This is a genomic window from Halomonas sp. FeN2 (assembly GCF_020595105.1).
Lineage (GTDB): Bacteria > Pseudomonadota > Gammaproteobacteria > Pseudomonadales > Halomonadaceae > Vreelandella > Vreelandella neptunia.
The window spans coordinates 3,888,088-3,905,690 of sequence record NZ_CP074200.1 but is presented as its reverse complement, the minus strand read 5'-3'; the positions used below and the strand labels follow the sequence as shown (position 1 = coordinate 3,905,690).

Below are 17,603 nucleotides of genomic sequence, written 5' to 3'. Positions count from 1 at the left end.
GCGTCTACCTCCCCGGACTCTCTAGCACTTCCACCTGGTCACGCGTTTGCCTTGGCTCACTCCCCACCAAGAAGCGCCGTGAGTAGGTGGCCACTTGGCCCAGCCCGTGGCGGGATTGATTTACCAGCTCTCCCGCCAGGAGCTGGCCCTCTTGGCCAATACGCGCCTGAACGGCTTCCGGCTGCACACTGCCTTCGGAAACCTCAACCTGCACTATATAGCCACCATCGGGTAAGCCACTGCCAGGCCCAAATGGCCCTGCTGCGAATTCCCCATCCCCTATACGTGTCCGCTCACGCCAACGGACGCTGCTGATCTCGCGCTCGACAATAATTTGCACCAGCGTCTCATCAGGCAAGTTGCTTTCACCTTCCACCATTAACCGTCGATCGCTGCGCAGCGATACATGCGCCGTTATCTCGACGACAAGAGGCGCCACTTCTTCTGCCGCAACCACGTCTATCTCAGCAGCTGTGGACTCAGGAGTTGATGTTTGCTCAGTTGTTGATACTGGCTCACTCGGCTTGTCTGTTTCGCTACAGCCTGCCAATAGCGCAACGGATATCATCAACACACCAACACTGCTTAATACATTGCGCATATGCACTCCAAAATATTGCCCCGGAGCCTTTCAGGCTTGACCGATCGTCGCGAAAAGCACACGAATTTTCAGTAGATCAGCGTTCCGCCTGTCAGGCTCCTAGCAGCTTACCACTGCATAGCTGCTACCACAGTGGAATACTTGTATTGGCCCCGCTACAGGCACCGCTTCAGGTACAATATGCTTATCATGCTAACAAGACACTTTTAGGAGCAGCGGCTTTGGACATCATTTGGTGGTTGGCCTATGTAGCACTGGGCGGTTTTGTAGGTTTGATGGCAGGTTTATTGGGGATTGGCGGTGGCGGCATTATGGTGCCGATTCTCACCTCCCTTTTTGTACTCCAAGGCGTGCCCCACGAACACCTTGCCCACTTGGCCTTAGGCACCGCCATGGCGGCCATCATTCCTGCCTCTACTGCTAGTTTGTTCTCCCACCACCGGCACGGTGCCGTTCGCTGGGACATCGTGCGCTTTATCACCCCCGGCATATTAATCGGCACTTTTTTGGCGACCTTTATCGCTGCATTGCTCCCTACCCGCGGCCTAGCCATCTTTTTCGCCTGCTTTATGGTGTTAATGTCGCTCCAGATGCTGGCAAACATTAAGCCCAAACCGAGCCGCAGCCTACCTGGCCCTCTCGGCGTAAGCGGTGTGGGCCTGGGCATCGGCGGCATTTCAGCACTCGTCGCCATTGGCGGTGGCTCACTCACAGTGCCTTTCCTCACCTGGTGCAACGTCAAGCTACCCCGCGCAATTGGCACCTCCGCAGCCGTAGGGCTCCCTATCGCGATTGCCGGGGCACTGGGCTACATCATTAATGGTTGGAGTACAGCTGGGCTGCCGAGTGCGGCGCTCGGCTATGTTTACCTGCCCGCGCTACTGCTAATGGCTCCCTTCAGTATTCTTACCGCCCCTATCGGAGCAAGGTTAGCGCATAGACTACCCGTCAATCTCCTCAAACGAGTATTCGCTTTTATGCTGATGGGGCTGGCACTGCAGATGGTGTATGCGGTGTTTACGGCTTAAACACAGGCTTCAGCGTATGGCCCTTTCTGAGAATGCTAAAATGGGCAGTATATGAGAAACTGCCGTCCTTTTTACGGCGCTTGCGAACCGTTGCCATACTTGCCTCTCAGATGTACAAATCGAAAGCGGCTCAAGTACCAAATATATACCAACGAACCATGAAAAACGCCGCCAAACCACTGTAAACATGAACAGCTATGAATGATAACACAACCGCGCGAACCCGCATGAAGTCTGGCATTGCCCGCCCGGAGCTGGATAGAACTTTCTCCGTCGCGCCCATGATGGATTAGAACGAAACCCCGCCGTTAAGCCTCTCGTTAAGAACAAGTACCAAATTTGTGCCAACTAAATAGCGCTTTTGTTCTGTTTCCCTTTTGCTAACAGATACTCGAGTGACGCGTGTGCGTGCGCATCATGCGTAAGGGTGCTTCAGAATGTTTGGGGGTCTCGGAAAAAGGTAATAAAGGTAACCAATCCTGAAAATACACAGTAAAATATTGATTTATATATAATTAAAACAGTCGTTCAAAAGGTAATAAAAAGGTGATCAATAGGTAACCACATTACCTTTTAAATAGGTAAATTCTTGTTTTTATAAATCTCAATATTTTCAGTTACTTGCTTTAAGATTACCTTTTGGATCACCTTTTATTACCTTTTAGAGGTAATCTTAAAAACAAGTAAAAACAAAAGCTTACAAACGAAAAAAGGCCAAATTACCTAGATTACCTTTTTCCGAGACCCCCATGCTTTCTGGGAGGTTACCCCCGTGACCTCCTTGTCCAGTGTTACTCCATTAATTTCGCAAGATTTCGCATGAGAAAACACGCCAGTAACAGGGCTATAAAGCCCAGCACCGGGGCGGCTTGTTAGCTAGTGCATGGGTGCATAAAAACACACAGGTTTAGCGCGCAGGCGGGGCGGGGAGTCGACGGCGCGGCTGGGGGAGGCAAGACTGTTTTGTATGGTCTAGTGTTGATTGTTGAAAATTAATCAACAGGAGGTGTAAGTGGACAATTACCACATCTCGAAAGAGGGTCATGAATGGAAGTTTCAGAGAGCAGATGCCAGTTTGGCTACTGGGCGCGCTGATACTCAAGAGAAGATCATCTTGTTTATGCAAGAGTACATGGTAGGTAAAGACGGTGTCGTTGAGATCTACCAAGAGGATGGCAGCATCCTAGAAGAGCGAATCTATAGTGATAGCTGCCGCCATCCTCAGGCTACTGGATAAAATATAGCCGCCCTTAACTGGGCGGCTTACTTTTGAGGGTGGCTCTCGGCTCAGCTATTAGTGATTATTAGCTCGCCACGTGGGCCAGTTGCCTGCTGCCCTACCGTGTACCGAATTTCAGTGGTACGAAACGTCAAGCCCTGGAACGCATCACGCATCTCGGGCGTATCGTTTACGCTGATCACGAACTGCCCCTGCCCTGTTCGGGCTAGCTCACCCATCCGGTAATACTCCTCAAGCGGGAAGTCACAGCCGTAGCCTGCGGTGCCCCAATACGGTGGGTCGAGGTAGAACAGCGTGCCTTCCCGATCGTAGCGTTTGATGCACTCCGCCCAATCCAGATGCTCAACCACGGTACGAGCCAGGCGCAGGTGTGCGGCGCTGAGATCTTCCTCAATGCGCAGTAGGTTCATTCGTGGTGGGGAAACCGCAGAAGTGCCAAACGTCTGGCCGCTCACTTTGCCGCCGAAGGCTAGCTTTTGCAGATAGAAAAAACGCGCCGCCCGTTGGATATCGGTTAGGTGGCGTGGGTCGATCTCTCTTTGAGTGAGGTACTCTTCCCGGCTGATCAGCCCCCAGCGGAACTGCTTTACCAGCTCATCAGGGTGGTGCTTCACCACTCGATAGAGGTTTACCAACTCCCCATGCGCGTCGTTGATCACTTCCACTTTGCTGGGTGCTTTCATGAAGAAGAGCGCGGCACCGCCGCAGAACGGTTCCACGTAGGCAGTATGAGGTTTGAAGAGCGGTAGGATCTGTTTGGCTAAGCGTCGCTTGCCGCCCATCCAGGGCAATATCGGTCGATTCATCATCCATGACACCTGTTCAAATATACAGTATTTATATACAGTAGTGGGTATCGCTTGCGAGGCCGGGACGCTCCCACTGTTTTCAGGGATGAAACGAGCGATGTGCGCCTGGTCACGCCAGGCGCTTTTTTTATTTATGGCTCCAACGAATACTCCCTAAACCGAATCACCTCCTCCCCCAGCACATCATTGATCTCACTGAACACCGCCTGCACGGGCTCTAGCTCATTAGTGACGAACACCTTGGCGGCTTTCTCCACGTCGCCGAAGCCGCCAGTGTTGTTGGGGATGATGCCCATTAGCTGCGGGGGAATGCGGTGGCCGGCTAGCTGGTCATCGCGGGTAATATTTTTGATTGCGGCGAAGTCATCCTTGGCGGCCACCTCGCTGATGGGAATGATCTGGATGCCGTCTTTTTTGCCGTTGGGGCTGTAGAGGAACAGGTTGCGGAAATTTCCCACGCCCTTCGACTCCTTCAGTGCGGTGCGCATGGCGTCGATATCCTCCTGGTTGTGGGCAGCGTCGGAGACGTACATCACAAAGCCCGCGTGGGAGCCATTTAGGTAATACTTGCGTCGGAACAGCGTGGCGTTTTCGTTCAGGTAGATCGACTGCAGCGCGCCCAGGTAATCCGGCACGCCGTAAACCTCTTGGTTAATGTCTGGTTCCAGTAAGTGAATGATGCTGCCCTCGTCGAACTCGCTGCGATCCGACCAGTTGGGCACCCAGAAGTAGCGGCTAAGATCCGCCCCGCGGCGCACGTATTTCGCCCGCGCTGGTTTCAGTGCCAGCAGCCGACCCAAGCGCCCGAAGATCCGCTCCAGGTAGCAGTTGCCGAACACCAGGTAATCGGTGGCCAGCGCACTAAACGCCTGGCGGCTGAGCAACGGGTGGGGAATGAACGAACGCACCAGGATATTGCGCTTCACCTGAATGGCCGAGCCATGGTGCGCCGTGGCGCGATAGGTCTGGGCCAGCGCCGGAAAATCCACCGGTGGCTCGTACCACTCATTCCCCAGCATCCAGCAGCCGGTGTAGAAAAAATCATAGCCATCGATCACCGGCGTCGGCTCGCCAAAGCTGAACGCCTCCGCCTTGGCAGGCGCGGCTGTGGTCTCGGTGTCTTTCACGTAAGCAGGCACGCGTACCCGCGGCTTCTGCGCTGCTGCCGCTTCGCTCATCCGTATAACTCCATTAGGGAACGGCCCGTGCCGTGATCGACCGGGCCATCGAGTGGTTCATTGTGTAAGGCATGCATGGTCGCCCACGCCAGGTCAGCGTGGCCGGTCTGGTTATTGCGCCCGGCGGTGTAAGTCATTTGGCGACCGGAGGCGGTCAGCTCCCGGCGGATCGCCATAAACGACTGGGCGAGATCCACCCACCCAGCATCGAATTCAAGACGCCCCTTGTTAATGATCTGCTGGGCCTGCATAACCAGGCGCGACTTCATTTCCGGGGTATAGCGGTAACGGGTCACGGTGGGGAAGAACTTCGCCACCAGCTGTGCCACGGCTTCGCCTAGGCCCGAAGTATCAATGCCGATAAAGGTCACGTTATAGCGGCGCGTCACACTGCGGATAAACTCCGATTGAGCCTCATAATCGCGGCCTTTAAGGCGGTGGCGCTCCAGAATACGGTGCTTGCTATCGGCGGTTTTTGGTGGTGCGACCACAACAAGGCCAGCCCCATCGCCATCTTCACCATCTCCGGCCGGATCGTAACCAATCCACACCGGATGCTCGCCATAGGGCCGCGGTGCGAAGGGTTTCAAATCCCGCCAAGCATCCCAGCTATCCACCATGCAGCGCTGCATCATCGCCAGCGGGAAGGCACTTTGCGTGTCGTCCACGAACTCGCACATCAACAGGTTCGCAAACTCGTCATCCGAGTACTCAAGGCGCAGCTGATCGATGTCGAACAGGTCACAGCCCCCGGCGATCGCATCCTCAATGGTCACAATCTGCCGCCATTGGCCATCCGGCCCGCGTGCCCCTGCTTTCAGCGCCGCGTGGCTTACGTCAATCTTCACCCGGTCGGCTTTTTTCTGGCGTTTGTTGAACCGGTCCCCGGTCCAGAACGGGTACGCCTCATGGGCCACGGACGATGGCGTGCTGAAGTAGGTCTGTTTCCACTTCTTGTGCATCGCCATGCCCGACGTCACCTTACGGAACGTCTCGAAGCCATGAATCCAGAAGTATTCGTCTAAGTAGGTATCGCCGTGGTAGCCCTGGGCGGTTTTGGCGTTGGTACCGAGAAAGTGAAGCTCCGCGCCATTGGCGAGAATGATGGGGTCGCCCTTGAGCTCCACCCCGGTCACCTCCTTCACAAACTGCACGATGTAGTGACGGAAAATATGCGCCTGAGCCTTACTCGCGCTCATGAAGATCTTGTTCTTACCGGTCTCCATGGCATCGGCGATCGCTTCCCGGGCGAAGTACCAGGTGGCACCGATCTGCCTCGACTTGAGCAGGTTACGAATCCGCTCATGCTGGCCCGCCCGGTACCAGCCCCGCTGGTAATCAAACAGCGAGGCCTCGAACGCCTCGACAATCTGAATGACGCCCTCGTCACCCACATCGTTACGGGCAGGCTTACGCTTCGGCCCTTCGTTACGGCGCTCGATGTTGGGATTAAGGTCGCTCTCCTTCCCGCTGCCCTGGTACTTATGCACCCGCGCTAACCGCTCGATCTGGCGGCCCAGCAGGTCGATCTCCTTAAAATCCTTGCCCTCTTTCTGCTCCTTCCAAATCAGCTGCACCAGGCGCGCTTCCAGTGCCCCCTCTACCCGTTGGGTCGGCGTCGCATCGTCCCAGGCGTCGCGCTTTTTCCACGAATCAATGGTCGCCCGGGGGATATCCAGGAACTCGGCAATGCGCGCAATCCGCCACCCCATCCAAAAAAGATGGCGGGCAGAGAGGCGGTAGTGATCGTCGTCGATGTTGGCTTGAGGCGTCATGCCGCCAGCGTACCCGCGCCGGAGCAGCCACGATTGCCCCGCCCGGTGTAAGTCACGCCACTTACACCCAGCCCTCATTGAGCCAAGCCGCGTGTGCGGGGAACCTGACCGCAGCCAAACGCCCAACCCACACACTGAGGCCCGCTCATGCCCTGGCACCGCATTGCAAAAGAAGGCGCAACCACCGATGGCCGCACCATCAGCGCCGAATGGCTCACTCAAATGGCCGCCAACTTCGACCCCGACAACTACGGCTGCCGGGTCAATATGGAACACATCAAAGGTCTGTTACCGGAAGGCCCCTTCAAAGCTTACGGCGATGTCACCGCGCTCAAAACCGAAGAAGGCGACGACGGCAAGCTCGGCCTATACGCCGAGATCGACCCGACCGATGAGCTCAAAGCCATGGTCGAGAAACGCCAGAAGATTTACACCTCCATGGAGATCGACCTCGACTTTGCCGACTCCGGCGAAGCCTACCTGGTTGGCCTGGCCGTCACCGACTCCCCCGCCTCTCTCGGCACTTCCATGCTCAAGTTCAGCGCGTCGGAAGGTAAGAACTCCCCGCTGGCCGCCCGCAAGCAGCGCCCGGAAAACCTCTTCTCTGAAGCTATCGAAACCGTGCTCTCATTCAGCGAGGAAGAGGAACAGGAAGAGAAAGGCCCGTCACTGGCCGAGCGCGTCAAAGCGCTGTTCAAAAAGCAGGACGCCAAAACAGAAGCTGGCTTCGCTGCCTTCCGCGCCGATCTGGAAGAGACCCTCGGCCTGTTCGTGGAAAAACACCAGGCACTCAGCGAAGCGCTTAAAAAGCGCCCTACCCAGGCCGCCTTTGCTGAGCTCAAAAGCGCCCACGAAACGCTGAAAGAAGAGTTCGACGCGCTCTATTCCCAGCTCGACAACACCCCCAACCGCCCGTCGCGCACGCCTGCCACCGGCAACGACGGCACCATCGAAACCGACTGCTAAGAGACGCCCAAGCCCATGCGCAACGATACCCGCACGCACTTCAACAGTTTCGCCGCACAGGTGGCGAAGCTTAACGGCGTCCCGGACGCCACCCAGAAATTCGCCGTCGACCCCACCATCCAGCAGCGGCTGGAAAAGCGCATCCAGGAGTCCAGCGACTTCCTCTCGCGCATCAACATGGTCGGCGTCGATGAACTGAAAGGCGAAAAACTCGCCCTGGGTGTTACCGGCCCTATCGCCGCCCGCACCAACGTCAACAACCAGGATCGCAAAACCCGCGACCTCACAACGCTGGATGCCCAAGGCTACGAGTGCCGAATGACCGAATTCGACACTCACCTGGGCTACGCCAAGCTGGATGCATGGGCCAAGTTCCCCAACTTCCAGGCCATGGTGCGCGATGTGATCGTTCGCCAACAGGCGCTGGATCGAATGATGATCGGCTTCAACGGCACCTCCGCCGCGACCCAAACCGATCCGGTGGCCAATCCCTACCTGGAAGACGTCAACATCGGCTGGCTGCAGCATTACCGCACCCAGGCCCCGGCGCGGGTGATGAAGGACGGCAAAACCAACGGCAAGGTGCTGATCGATCCAACGGCCAACGCAAACGAACCTGGCATCGTGGGCGACTACTCCACGCTGGATGCGCTGGTCTATGACGTCGTGAACAGCTTGATCGCCCCCTGGTTCCGCAAGCTCCCAGGGTTGGTGGTCATCCTCGGCCGCAACCTGATGTCAGATAAATACTTCCCTTTGCTAAACCAGCTACCGCCCACCGAGCAGATGGCCGCCGACCTGGTCATCAGCCAGAAACGCATCGGCGGGCTGCAAGGCATGGATGTGCCCTTCTTCCCTGATAACGCGCTGATGGTCACCACCCTGGATAACCTCTCGGTCTACTGGCAGAACGGCGCCCGCCGCCGTTACTTCACCGAGAACCCACGGCGTAACCGCGTGGAAAACTTCGAGTCCTCTAACGACGCCTACGTGGTGGAGGACTTCGGTGCGGGCTGCCTGGTGGAAAACATCGAGCTGTCTCCGGCAGCGCTGAACGGTTAAGGAGACACAATGACCAGCCCAGCCCGCCGTCACTTTGAACGCGTCAGCGCTGCCCAGGCAGCCGCTGACGCGGGCGAAGCCCCCATGCAGGGCGAAGCCTTCGAGCTCATGCAAGCCGCGCTGTTTGAAGACTACCGCCTGCTCAAATCCACGCAATCAAAGGAGCGCAAAGCCGAGATCAAGCGCGAGATCCTGCCCAAGTACGCCGAGTACATCACCGGCGTTTTGGAAGCCGGACAAGGCGCCCAGGACGACGTACTGATGCGGGTAATGCTCTGGCGAATCGATGCCGGCGACCTCGCCGGTGCCATTGCGATCGCCAAGTACGCCATCAAGCACGGCCTCACCCCGCCGGATCAATTCGAGCGTGGCACCGCCGCGATTATTGCCGAAGAGGTCGCCGATCAAGCGCTTAAACAGCTGGATGAAGAGGACGTTGATAGCGGCGCCTTACTTCTTCACTTGATCGATGTAGAGCTGCTCACCCGTGATGCGGATATGCACGATCAGATCCGCGCCAAGTTGCACAAAGCGCTGGGCTACGCCTGCCGGGCGACCGGCCAACTGGAAGATGCCCAGGTCAATCTGGAGCGCGCTTTATCACTCAACGACCGCATAGGTGTGAAGAAAGATCTTGAGCGCCTGGAACGCGAGCTGAAACAAAACGCTGCGCAGCCCAAGGCTGACAGCTAACCGAGTCGACCGCCGACGTCAGGGGGCGCGACGTAAGAGCCAGGCGTTTCAACGCCCACGTTCGAACGCCGCCCACCCCCTTTTACATAAGCGGCCACTATAAAGAGGTAACCCGATGAGCAGCTTTATCTCGGCAGGCACCACCAGCAGCGCAACCGAAGCCACCACCATCGAAAACCATCTCGAAAATAATGGCTTCTGGCCGGCGATCCAGCCCAGCGACTTCCGGGAAACCCACCGGCTGGATACCACCATAACCAACGCCCGCATTGAAACCGCTCTGAAAGCCGCCATGGCCACCGTGAACCGAGTACTGCGCCACTGGCAGCAGGCCAAGGTCGAGGCGGGCTACCCCACCATGGAAGCGTTGCCGATTCCGGTCTGGCAAACGCCTGAAGTCTTCAACGTGCTCTATTTGCGCGCTGTTTACTCCACTGCCCACGCCAGCCTGCTGGAACGCTACGCGGATTACGACGCCACCAACAGCGGCCGGGAGCGCAGCGAACGTTTGCAAGATCCCGCTGACGGTTACCGCCGCGATGCCGCCTGGGCGATCAGCGAGATCGAAGGCCGGCCGCACAGCACGGTCGAGCTGATATGACCCTGATGCACGCTGAGCAACACGACACGCTCGATGCCATCTGCTACCGCTTTTACGGCACCACACGAGGTGTCACCGAACAGGTGCTGGCTGCCAACCCGTGGCTGGCGGAACTAGGGCCGGTGCTGCCCCACGGCACGCCCGTCACGATGCCCGTCATTCCCCAGGCCACCCAACGCGCCCCCACGGTGAACCTGTGGGATTAACGTTTTAAACCGCCGAGGCCCGAATGAGCCACCACTTTGAAATCACCACCGAAAGCGCCAAGGTCACGCCCCCGGCCGTCGTCTCGCTGCTGCATGTCGGCGGCATGACACCCGCCGATTGGGTCACGGTGCTAACGCTGCTCTACCTCGCGCTGCAGATCGGGCTGCTGGTTCCCCGCTACCTCACCCGCCTGCGCCAATACTGGGAGAAACGCCGTGGGTCTTAAAACCAAACTCGGCATCAGCCTGGCCGCCGGTGCCATCAGTATCGCCACCGCCGTGGTCTCGTTTTACGAAGGGTACGAGCCCACCGCCTACCGCGACCCCGTGGGCATTCCTACTATCTGCTACGGCCACACGGAAACCACTCGCCTGGGGCAAACCCTCAGCCAAGCCGAATGCACCGCTCTGCTGCAGCAGGATCTGGGCGATGCCTTCGCGGTAGTGGATCGCCGCACCCAGGTCGAACTGCCAGAACCCACCCGCGCCGCGCTCGCCTCCTTCGTTTACAACGTCGGTGCTGGCAACTTCGCCCGCTCCACCCTACTGCGCAAACTCAACGCCGGGGATCTACACGGCGCCTGCCACGAGCTCTCCCGCTGGGTGTATGCAGGCGGGCGAAGACTCAACGGTTTGGTAAAACGCCGCACCACCGAACGAGAACTGTGTTTGGCCGGGCTAGAACAGGAGCCAACACCATGACTCGCCTACTCACCGCCCTCGCCATTCTGGGCCTGGTGCTGCTGGTCACCTGGGCGCTCTGGCAGCGCACCAACGCCGCCGAAGCCCGTGCTGATCTTGCCGAACAGCAGCTGGCCGAATCCTTACAGCGCGAAGCGCAAAACAAAGTGGTCATCAACGCCCTGTGGGACAACGCCCGCCGCCAGGCCAATCAGCGCCGCGCCCTGGCTCAGCAGCAAGCGGCGCTGGCCCGCACCGCCTCCAACCGCCTTACCACCATCGAGGAGCTACACCGTGAAAATGAAACGCTTCGCGCTTGGGCTACCGCTCCCTTGCCTGATGCTGTTAGCCGGATGCGCCGCCGCCCCGCCGTCACCGGCGCCGATGCTTATCACCAATCAGTGCGCGACGCCGAGCCCCTGCACGCTCCCCGCCAGTAACCCGCTCACCAATGGCGAGCTAGACCTGCAGCTGGAACGCACCGAAGCCGCCTGGGCACAGTGCGCCGCCGAGGTCGATGCCATTATTGCCTGCCATGAGAACGCCGATGAAAAAACTCCACCTGCTACGCGCCCACCTAATTAACGCGGTACCGGCGCTCGCCAACGACCCCGAACGGCTGCTCACCTTTGTGGAAGAGGGCAGCATCGAATTTCGCCGCGGCCCCAACCTCACCCATGAATACCGGTTCACCGCCCAACTGGTACTCACCGACTTCAGCGCGGATCTCGACACCATCATCGTGCCGCTGCTGAAATGGCTCGCCGAATACCAGCCGGATGCCGACCCAACGGAAGCCATCAGCTTCGAAGCCGAGATCCTCAGCCACCAATCCGTGGATGTCGCTCTGCGGGTGAAACTGACCGAGCGGGTGCTGGCCAAGATGGATTGCGACAAAGGGGAGATCAAGGTCGATCACGCCCTGCCCCGCTTCGATGTTACCGGCTGCCCGGCCCCTCGCTGGCAGCTGTTGATTCGTGATAGCGAGGCAGACGCCGACTACACCCTGGCCGCCGAATGGGAAGGCCCGCATGGCGGATAATATGGAAGCGTTAGAGGAGTGGGTTGGCCCGCTCCTGGTCAGGCTGGATGTTAAGCAGCGCCGAGCGTTGGCACGCAACGTAGCGCGGGATCTTCGCCGCCGGCAGCGGGAGCGAATCCGCGCCCAAACCAACCCGGACGGCACGCCCTACGCCCCGCGTAAGGAACAGCGCCTGCGCGCCCAGCAAGGCAGCATTCGTCGCCGTGCCATGTTCAGCAAGCTCTCCACCGCCAAATGGCTCAAAGCCACCGCCCAAGGCGACACCGCCGTGGTGGGTTTCTTTGGCAACGTCGCCCGCATCGCCACCACCCACCAACGCGGCCTAAAAGATCGCGTCAGCCGCGACGGCCCCCGCGTGGAGTACGCCCAACGGGAGCTGCTGGGTTTCACCGCGCTGGATCAAGAGCACATCATGGATTCAGTGCTTCATCATCTAAGCTCGGTATAAGCGGCTCGGTGTAAATAGCCCCACTTACACCCGCCGCCGCTTCGCCTTCGCCAAACGCCGCCGCAGGATAGCGGCTATGAACATTCCCGAACTGCTCCGCCTGCTGCACAACCTGATCCGCCTCGGCACCATCGCCGAGGTGGATCACCGCGCTGCCCGGGTGCGCGTTAAAACCGGCGAACTGCTCACCGATTGGCTGCCGTGGATCGAAGGCCGCGCAGGCACCACGCGGGACTGGGACCCGCCCACCCAAGGCGAGCAGGTGATTATCTTTTCCCCCGGCGGCGACCCCGCCGCTGGCGTGGTGCTGACCGGGCTTTTCTCCGATGCGCACCCAGCGCCTGCAGAGTCCGCCGCGCTGTGGCGCAGGCTGTTCCCCGATCAAGGGCTGTTCGAGTACGACCACGCCAACAGCGTGCTGCGCATTCGCCTGCCCGGAGCCATCGAGATCACCGCCCCCGGTGGCACCACCTGGCAGGGCAACATCAAACACATCGGCGAATTAAACCGGCAAGGCAGCTACCAGCAGCAAGGTGGCGGGCTTACCCATAACGGCAAAAACGTAGGGCACGACCACGCCCATAGCGGCATCCAGCCCGGCCCCGCCAACACCCAGGGGCCAGTGTAATGGCAGGTATGAATGCAAAAGACGGCCGCCGATTAGATGCGCTGGCCCATATCCAGCAATCCGTGGCGGATATTCTCACCACGCCCATTGGCTCCCGCGTGATGCGCCGGGAGTACGGCTCGCTGCTGCCAGAACTGATCGACCAACCCCTAAACGGCCCCACCGCCCTGCGCGCCTACGCCGCCACGGTGGTGGCCTTAATGAAGTGGGAACCGCGCATTCGCGTACAGCAAGTCACCCGCCAGGTCTCCACCCAGCGCCCTGGCCGCTTTGATCTGATCATCACCGCCCGGCGCGTGGATACCGGTGAAAACGTTAGCCTGGCCGTGCCGCTAAGGGGGAACCTGTGAACAGCCCCATCGATCTCTCCCGGCTACCCGCGCCCAACATCGTCGAACCACTCGACTATGAAACGATCCTAGCTGAGCGCAAGGCGCGGCTTATCGCCCTCTACCCGGAAGAGGAGCGGGACGCCATTACCGAGCTGCTCGCCCTGGAGTCCGAACCACTGGTCAAGCTGCTGGAAGAGAACGCCTATCGGGAGCTGGTGTTGCGTCAGCGCATCAACGAAGCGGCCCGGGCCGTGATGCTGGCCTACGCCAACGACGCAGACCTGGAACACCTCGGTGCGCTATTTGAAGTGGGCCGCCTGGTCACCGACCCCGGCAACCCGGACGCCATCCCCCCAGTACCGCCCAGCTATGAAACGGACAGCGAACTGCGCCGCCGCATACAGCTGTCGTTAGACGGGCTCAGTACCGCAGGCCCGGCGCAGGCGTATGTGTTTCACGCCCTGTCTGCCAACGGCAACGTGAAGGATGCCAGCGTCTCAAGCCCCGCCCCCGGCCAGGTCGTGGTGACGGTGCTCGCTCGCGATAACGGTGGCCTTGCCGATGCCGCCTTGCTTGAAGCCGTCAGCCAAGCCGTCAATGCTGAAGACGTGCGCCCGCTCACCGATCAGGTCAGCGTCCAGGCCGCCGAGATCCTCGACTACACCCTTGACGCCACGCTTTACCTCTACCCCGGCCCGGACAGCACCGTGGTACTCGCCGAGGCCCGTGCCCAGGCAGACGCCTACACCAGCGAACAGCACCAGTTGGGCCGTGATATCACCCTTTCAGGACTATACGCCGCCCTGCACCGCCCCGGTGTACAGCGCGTCGAGCTAGCCCTCCCCACCGCATCGTTAACCGTCAACCCGCAGCAAGCGGCGCACTGCAGCGGAATCACCCTGCGCGAGGGGGGCACTGATGAGTAACGCCACCCTGCTGCCACCCAACACCACGGCGCTGGAGCGGCGCGCCGCTCAGGTAAACGGGGCTATCACCGACCTCAATACCCCGCTGCGGGATCTCTGGCGACCCGACACCTGCCCGGCGCACCTGCTGCCCTGGCTGGCCTGGGCGCTGAGCGTGGACGAATGGGACGCCAGATGGAGCGAGGATCGCCAGCGCCGCGCCATTCAAGCCGCCGTCGGCGTGCATCGCCGCAAGGGCACCATCGGCGCAGTGAAGCGCGCCCTGGCAGCGATTGACTACCACGTGTCGCTGATCGAGTGGCACCAGGACGAACCGCCAGGCGCGCCCTACACCTTCCGCGCCGAAGCGATCATTGAAGACCGCGGCCTGGACGCCGCCACCCAGGCCGAGATTATCCGCCTGATCAATGCCACCAAGAATGCCCGCAGCCACCTCACCACGCTGCGCCTGATCGGTAGCCTCAAGGGGCAGATCTACCTAGCAGGGTGGGAACAATCTTTTGACACAGTATCGGTGCTGCCGCTTCAGATCACCGAGGCTGAGGTGCCGCCAACGCCTTATTACCTTGGCGCCACGACGACCGCCTACGACACCACCACGGTACAACCCCTATGAGCCAATTCTTTACCCTCCTGACCGCCACCGGCCAAGACCTTCTCACCCAGGCGATGGGCTTTGGCCAACAGATTGAATTGACCACCATGGCCGTAGGCGACGGAAACGGTGCCGCAACCTCGCCCACCGAGGCCCAAACCGCACTAAAAAACGAGGTTTACCGCTCAGGCGTTTCCAGCCTGATAGTCGACCCGCAGAATCCCCACTGGCTGGTCGCCGAACTGGTGATCCCCACCGATATGGGTGGCTGGACAATCCGCGAGATCGGCCTGTTCGATGTCAACGGGAACCTGTTCGCAGTGGGAAACTTCCCCGAGACCTATAAGCCGACCCTGACCGATGGCAGCGGCCGCGAGATCACCGTGCGCATGACGATTCAGGTCAGCGACACCGCATCGGTAACCCTCACCATCGACCAATCGGTGGTGTTCGCGACCCGTACTTTCATCGACAGCAAGATGCAGGCGCATGAACAGAGCCGCAACCATCCCGATGCCACCACCACGGCCAAAGGCTTCGTTGAGATAGCGACCAGCGCAGAAGTATTGGCTGGAACCAGCACCACACATGCGGTCACGCCAGCCGGTACCAAGGCAGTTCTCGACCAACACGCGCAAAGCCGCGACCACCCGGACGCCACGACGACAGCGAGAGGCTTTGTCGAGATGGCCACCAGTGCCGAAGCCGTCGCTGGGACAAGCACCGCGCATGCGGTGACCCCGGCCGGGGTAAAAGCCCACGTTGCTCATCAGCTCGACAATTACGGCAACACCGTTGATGGGCAGCTCGCCACGCTGGCTAGCCACATTCGTCTTAAAAACTACTTCATGAGCCAAAACTGAACGGAGCAGAACTGATGTCAGGAAAACTCGGCTCGGCGGCCCTTGCCGCTGACACCACCACCACGGTTTACACCGTGCCAGCCAGTACCGTGGCGACACTCAATATCGCCCTGGTTAATCGAGGTGGAGATCCCGCCAAGGTGCGTGTGGCCATCACCGATTCAGTGAACCCAGGCGATGCCGATTGGATCGAGTACGACGCGACAATTCCAGGCACTGGCGGCGTCATGGAGCGCACCGCGCTGGTCGCAGGCGCGGGCGAGAACATCATCATTCACAGCGATGTGGGCACAGTAAGCGCCCGCGTGCACGGCTTTGAGGAGGCTGAATAATGGGGCGCACGCTTGATAACGGTACAACAACGGCAGGAACCGGCGGCAGTGCTAGTGGCAGCAGCTTAGTGCTTCACGATGGCGTCGCTCGCGATATCTTCGGCGCAGGACAGTACGCCATTTACATGAGCGATGGAGTATTCACAGTTCCGCAAAATGTCAGTCGAATTCGTGTTCGCGCGATAGCGCCAGGCGGCGGCGGTGCTGTCAAAAATGAAAATGGTGCACGCTGCACTGGCGGTGCAGGGGGTGGTTTCGCCATGGGCGCTTACGACGTATCGCCTGGTGATACCTTTCAAATAACGATCGGGCAACCGGGGCAATATGTGTCTGACGGCGTTGCCAGCGCTGGCGGCACCACTTCCTTCGGCACGCTACTTTCTGCAACCGGCGGTGGTGCCGGTAATTACGCTCAGTCGGGGATGTTCTGCCCAGGTGCAGAGGGTGGTCAAGGAACGGGCGGCAACATCATTAATGCTAAAGGTGGTAATTCGGGATCAATCAGCGCGGGCACAGGCTCATGTGCAACGGGTGGGGGTGGAGCTGGCAGCCAACACGGCGACGGCGGCGATTCCGGCAGCTTGCTATCGATGTCTAGTTGGAGCGGTGCAACAGGTGGCGGTGCTATCCGTGGTTTTTCATCAGCAGGGGTGACAAGTACTTCTGTTAGTACGGGGGGCGCGGGGACAGCCTCAGGGTCAATAGGCAAGTTGGGCGGCTATAGCAGTTTCGCTGACGCTTCTGATGGCCATGGAGCGGATAACCCAGCGCAGTATATTTCCCGGTTCCCCAGTGAGTTTCTCCTGGGAGGTGGTGGTGCGGTCACCACTTCTACAGTTAGTTCATTTTCCGGAGGCCCTGGGGCAGGCGGCGGCGCCTCGCAGAGCACAGGGGGAAATCGCGCCGGTGATGGTGGATGGCTTGGCGGTGGTGGTGGTGCCATTTTATCTAACAGCGGTTCCGGCGGAAATGGAGCTTTGGGCGGCGGTGGTGGCGGCGCAGCTGGTACCAACGGCTACGCGGGAGCCGGTTCTAAAGGTGGATCCAGCATGATTATAGTGGAGTGGTAACCAATGAGTAATTACGCACGCATCAAAAGCAATGTCGCTGTGGATGTCAGCACCGACCCGGCCAGCCAGTTTCACCCGGCTATTGCCGCAGAGTTTGAAACGGTACCTAATGAAGTCAAGCGCGGCTGGCGTATCGACGAGGATGGCAACTGGTCGGCCCCACCCGCCCCAGAGCCTTTCGAGCCAGCAGAACCTGAGTTACAACGTCCGAAAGTCGGCCCGGTCGAGTTCAAGCTACTCTTCACCTCTGCAGAGCGGCTCATGTTAAAAGAGCTACGCAACACTGACGCAGCCCTCGCTGACTTCTTCGAGATCATTGAAGATCCGCGCCTGCAGTATGTTGATCTATCGCTCGGCTCCACAGCCGCCGGGGTTGACCACTGCCTATCATTGCTCATCAATGCAGAGATCATCGCCGAAAGCGAAGCGGACACGCGGCGAGAGCAGATTCTTTCGGGTACGTTGCTTTAGCCCCAAACAAACGGCCCGCCAAGCGGCGGGCTTCGAGCTAGAAAGGGGGCAAATGC

At 59.4% G+C, this 17,603-nt stretch carries 26 protein-coding genes; 21 read left to right on the top strand and 5 right to left on the bottom strand.

All coding sequences use genetic code 11. The annotated features are described in order from the left end of the window. Window positions 1-4 precede the first annotated feature (4 nt). Window positions 5-601, bottom strand: coding sequence for a hypothetical protein (locus tag KF947_RS18030; RefSeq protein ID WP_227404709.1), 597 nt, complete (start codon window positions 599-601; stop codon window positions 5-7). 221 nt (window positions 602-822) lie between these two features. Between KF947_RS18030 and KF947_RS18025 the strand changes: the two genes are divergently transcribed. Both KF947_RS18025 and KF947_RS18020 read left to right on the top strand, forming a co-directional pair. Then, entirely contained in the window at window positions 823-1,629 is an 807-nt protein-coding gene (locus tag KF947_RS18025) for a sulfite exporter TauE/SafE family protein (protein WP_133731122.1), read from the top strand. A gap of 1,012 nt (window positions 1,630-2,641) precedes the next feature. Beyond that, window positions 2,642-2,866, top strand: a complete 225-nt coding sequence (locus tag KF947_RS18020; protein WP_227404708.1) for a DUF2188 domain-containing protein — start codon at window positions 2,642-2,644, stop codon at window positions 2,864-2,866. A 50-nt stretch (window positions 2,867-2,916) separates the two neighbouring features. On the opposite strand, the gene KF947_RS18015 is transcribed toward KF947_RS18020, so the two are convergent. The 3 genes from KF947_RS18015 to KF947_RS18005 all read right to left on the bottom strand — a co-directional run bounded on the left by KF947_RS18015 (window position 2,917) and on the right by KF947_RS18005 (window position 6,631). After that, the gene (locus KF947_RS18015; protein ID WP_227404707.1) at window positions 2,917-3,678 is read right to left on the bottom strand and encodes a DNA adenine methylase; all 762 of its coding nucleotides are present in this window, start codon (window positions 3,676-3,678) and stop codon (window positions 2,917-2,919) included. A gap of 131 nt (window positions 3,679-3,809) precedes the next feature. Then, window positions 3,810-4,856, bottom strand: coding sequence for a phage portal protein (locus KF947_RS18010; protein WP_227404706.1), 1,047 nt, complete (start codon window positions 4,854-4,856; stop codon window positions 3,810-3,812). Further along, complete coding sequence (locus tag KF947_RS18005; RefSeq protein WP_227404705.1) at window positions 4,853-6,631, bottom strand: terminase large subunit domain-containing protein; 1,779 nt, start codon at window positions 6,629-6,631, stop codon at window positions 4,853-4,855. Before KF947_RS18005 ends, KF947_RS18010 begins: the two co-directional genes overlap by 4 nt. A gap of 147 nt (window positions 6,632-6,778) precedes the next feature. Between KF947_RS18005 and KF947_RS18000 the strand changes: the two genes are divergently transcribed. The 11 genes from KF947_RS18000 to KF947_RS17950 all read left to right on the top strand — a co-directional run bounded on the left by KF947_RS18000 (window position 6,779) and on the right by KF947_RS17950 (window position 12,330). Beyond that, on the top strand, window positions 6,779-7,597 hold the full coding sequence (locus tag KF947_RS18000) for a GPO family capsid scaffolding protein (protein WP_227404704.1): 819 nt from the start codon (window positions 6,779-6,781) through the stop codon (window positions 7,595-7,597). Between the two features lie 15 nt (window positions 7,598-7,612). Continuing rightward, window positions 7,613-8,659 (top strand): phage major capsid protein, P2 family, encoded by a 1,047-nt coding sequence (locus KF947_RS17995; protein WP_227404703.1) that lies wholly within the window; start codon window positions 7,613-7,615, stop codon window positions 8,657-8,659. 9 nt (window positions 8,660-8,668) lie between these two features. Further along, on the top strand, window positions 8,669-9,352 hold the full coding sequence (gene gpM / locus KF947_RS17990; protein ID WP_227404702.1) for a phage terminase small subunit: 684 nt from the start codon (window positions 8,669-8,671) through the stop codon (window positions 9,350-9,352). Between the two features lie 115 nt (window positions 9,353-9,467). After that, window positions 9,468-9,953: a head completion/stabilization protein gene (locus KF947_RS17985; protein WP_227404701.1), complete on the top strand. Its 486-nt coding sequence runs from the start codon at window positions 9,468-9,470 to the stop codon at window positions 9,951-9,953. Then, window positions 9,950-10,159 carry a tail protein X gene (locus KF947_RS17980; RefSeq protein ID WP_413614110.1) on the top strand — a complete coding sequence of 70 codons (210 nt, stop codon included), beginning with the start codon at window positions 9,950-9,952 and terminating at the stop codon, window positions 10,157-10,159. The genes KF947_RS17985 and KF947_RS17980 overlap by 4 nt, the downstream gene beginning before the upstream one ends. Window positions 10,160-10,182: 23 nt before the next feature. Beyond that, window positions 10,183-10,386 carry a hypothetical protein gene (locus tag KF947_RS17975; protein WP_227404700.1) on the top strand — a complete coding sequence of 68 codons (204 nt, stop codon included), beginning with the start codon at window positions 10,183-10,185 and terminating at the stop codon, window positions 10,384-10,386. Then, on the top strand, window positions 10,376-10,861 hold the full coding sequence (locus tag KF947_RS17970) for a lysozyme (RefSeq protein ID WP_227404699.1): 486 nt from the start codon (window positions 10,376-10,378) through the stop codon (window positions 10,859-10,861). Before KF947_RS17975 ends, KF947_RS17970 begins: the two co-directional genes overlap by 11 nt. Beyond that, window positions 10,858-11,280, top strand: a complete 423-nt coding sequence (lysB, locus tag KF947_RS17965) for an Rz-like lysis system protein LysB (RefSeq protein WP_227404698.1) — start codon at window positions 10,858-10,860, stop codon at window positions 11,278-11,280. The genes KF947_RS17970 and lysB overlap by 4 nt, the downstream gene beginning before the upstream one ends. Beyond that, window positions 11,180-11,425, top strand: a complete 246-nt coding sequence (gene lysC, locus KF947_RS22245; protein WP_413614109.1) for an Rz1-like lysis system protein LysC — start codon at window positions 11,180-11,182, stop codon at window positions 11,423-11,425. Before lysB ends, lysC begins: the two co-directional genes overlap by 101 nt. Beyond that, a complete protein-coding gene (locus KF947_RS17955; protein ID WP_227404697.1) occupies window positions 11,358-11,882 on the top strand; it encodes a phage tail protein in 525 nt (174 codons plus the stop codon). Before lysC ends, KF947_RS17955 begins: the two co-directional genes overlap by 68 nt. Continuing rightward, entirely contained in the window at window positions 11,872-12,330 is a 459-nt protein-coding gene (locus tag KF947_RS17950; protein ID WP_227404696.1) for a phage virion morphogenesis protein, read from the top strand. The genes KF947_RS17955 and KF947_RS17950 overlap by 11 nt, the downstream gene beginning before the upstream one ends. Here KF947_RS17950 and KF947_RS17945 read toward each other — a convergent pair. Then, window positions 12,293-12,478 (bottom strand): hypothetical protein, encoded by a 186-nt coding sequence (locus tag KF947_RS17945; protein WP_227406336.1) that lies wholly within the window; start codon window positions 12,476-12,478, stop codon window positions 12,293-12,295. The two genes, KF947_RS17950 and KF947_RS17945, sit on opposite strands and share 38 nt — an antisense overlap. Between KF947_RS17945 and KF947_RS17940 the strand changes: the two genes are divergently transcribed. Genes KF947_RS17940 through KF947_RS17900 form a run of 8 tightly spaced genes read left to right on the top strand, consistent with a single transcriptional unit; the run spans window position 12,470 to window position 17,547 of the window. Then, window positions 12,470-12,958 (top strand): phage baseplate assembly protein V, encoded by a 489-nt coding sequence (locus tag KF947_RS17940; RefSeq protein ID WP_264478609.1) that lies wholly within the window; start codon window positions 12,470-12,472, stop codon window positions 12,956-12,958. The two genes, KF947_RS17945 and KF947_RS17940, sit on opposite strands and share 9 nt — an antisense overlap. Beyond that, window positions 12,958-13,308 carry a GPW/gp25 family protein gene (locus tag KF947_RS17935; RefSeq protein ID WP_227404694.1) on the top strand — a complete coding sequence of 117 codons (351 nt, stop codon included), beginning with the start codon at window positions 12,958-12,960 and terminating at the stop codon, window positions 13,306-13,308. Before KF947_RS17940 ends, KF947_RS17935 begins: the two co-directional genes overlap by 1 nt. Continuing rightward, window positions 13,305-14,216, top strand: coding sequence for a baseplate J/gp47 family protein (locus tag KF947_RS17930; RefSeq protein WP_227404693.1), 912 nt, complete (start codon window positions 13,305-13,307; stop codon window positions 14,214-14,216). The genes KF947_RS17935 and KF947_RS17930 overlap by 4 nt, the downstream gene beginning before the upstream one ends. After that, window positions 14,209-14,832, top strand: coding sequence for a phage tail protein I (locus KF947_RS17925; protein WP_227404692.1), 624 nt, complete (start codon window positions 14,209-14,211; stop codon window positions 14,830-14,832). The genes KF947_RS17930 and KF947_RS17925 overlap by 8 nt, the downstream gene beginning before the upstream one ends. Next, window positions 14,829-15,674: a phage tail protein gene (locus tag KF947_RS17920; RefSeq protein ID WP_227404691.1), complete on the top strand. Its 846-nt coding sequence runs from the start codon at window positions 14,829-14,831 to the stop codon at window positions 15,672-15,674. Before KF947_RS17925 ends, KF947_RS17920 begins: the two co-directional genes overlap by 4 nt. Window positions 15,675-15,688: 14 nt before the next feature. After that, window positions 15,689-16,006 (top strand): hypothetical protein, encoded by a 318-nt coding sequence (locus KF947_RS17915; RefSeq protein WP_227404690.1) that lies wholly within the window; start codon window positions 15,689-15,691, stop codon window positions 16,004-16,006. Further along, complete coding sequence (locus tag KF947_RS22150; RefSeq protein ID WP_264478608.1) at window positions 16,006-17,076, top strand: hypothetical protein; 1,071 nt, start codon at window positions 16,006-16,008, stop codon at window positions 17,074-17,076. Before KF947_RS17915 ends, KF947_RS22150 begins: the two co-directional genes overlap by 1 nt. Window positions 17,077-17,079: 3 nt before the next feature. After that, window positions 17,080-17,547: a hypothetical protein gene (locus KF947_RS17900; RefSeq protein WP_227404688.1), complete on the top strand. Its 468-nt coding sequence runs from the start codon at window positions 17,080-17,082 to the stop codon at window positions 17,545-17,547. Window positions 17,548-17,603 lie beyond the last annotated feature (56 nt).